General features: G+C 68.3%; 1 protein-coding gene. It reads right to left on the bottom strand.

The genetic code is table 11. The features are described 5' to 3' along the window. On the bottom strand, positions 1-891 hold an 891-nt coding region (locus CAPSK01_RS02560), incomplete at its 3' end, for a formylglycine-generating enzyme family protein (RefSeq protein WP_273702961.1). Positions 892-980: the final 89 nt, after the last annotated feature.

Below are 980 nucleotides of genomic sequence, written 5' to 3'. Positions count from 1 at the left end.
GCGCTCCGCGCCTGCCTCCTGTTCCTGACTGGTGGACCTCAGGGCAAAGCGGAACCCCAGGGCGATGAGGAACACGTCGCGGAGGTCGCGGTGCCTCACGCTGCGGTAAGCGGAGCGACGCCACCTGGCCTCGCCGTCCCACGAGCCGCCGCGCACGACGCGGGGGGCAGACCCCTCGGGGCCACGCGGATCCTCCTGGTCGTTGCCGTCGTAAGTCCGCATTCCGTCGGCACACCACTCCCAGACGTTGCCGTGCATCTCGTAGAGACCCCAGCCGTTCGGCGCAAACGACTTCACTGGCATGGTCTTCTTCCGGTATTCGCCTTTCTCGCCTCCGGCATAGAGGGAGTTGCCATCATAGTTGGCCTGCTGCGTGCTGATCGTCGCGCCGAAACTGAACGGCGTCTCGCTCCCCGCCCGGCACGCGTACTCCCACTCGGCCTCGGTCGGCAATTCCGCAACCACACCCGGCAACCGCGCCCCGACACGCTGCAGGAAACCGTTGGTGTCACTCACGTCATCCCACGACACGTTCTCGACCGGGTTGCGCACGTCTTCCTGGAAACGGCCCGGATTTTCCCCGCCCATCACCGCCCTCCACAGCGCCTGTGTGCAGGCAGTGTCGGCAAGCCAGAACCCCTTGGTCAAGCGCACGCGATGACGCGGCCCTTCGTCGTCAAATCGTTGGACTTCGTCTGCCGGCGAGCCCATCATGAATTCGCCGGGCTCGATCCAGCGAAAACGCTGCACGACGCCAGCCAGGTCGACATCGATCCACAGCCCGTAGGCGTCGTCACCCCAGGCGATCGCGCCGGCGGGCGGCAGCTCTGGCGGCCGCCGCTCGTCTTCGGACGGAAAAGGCGTGCCGGCAGCGGGAGCGTCGCGCTTCATCGGGCAGCCGGACGGTACGCGGAGTCGGCGACCCGGGGGGCTGTCGGCGCCGGCATCCGCCGTGGTCGCCTACCGGCGCCCCGGGCGCA

Origin of the sequence: Candidatus Accumulibacter vicinus (assembly GCF_000584955.1) — a bacterium.
Lineage (GTDB): Bacteria > Pseudomonadota > Gammaproteobacteria > Burkholderiales > Rhodocyclaceae > Accumulibacter > Accumulibacter vicinus.
This window is presented reverse-complemented; position numbering and strand designations above follow the sequence as displayed.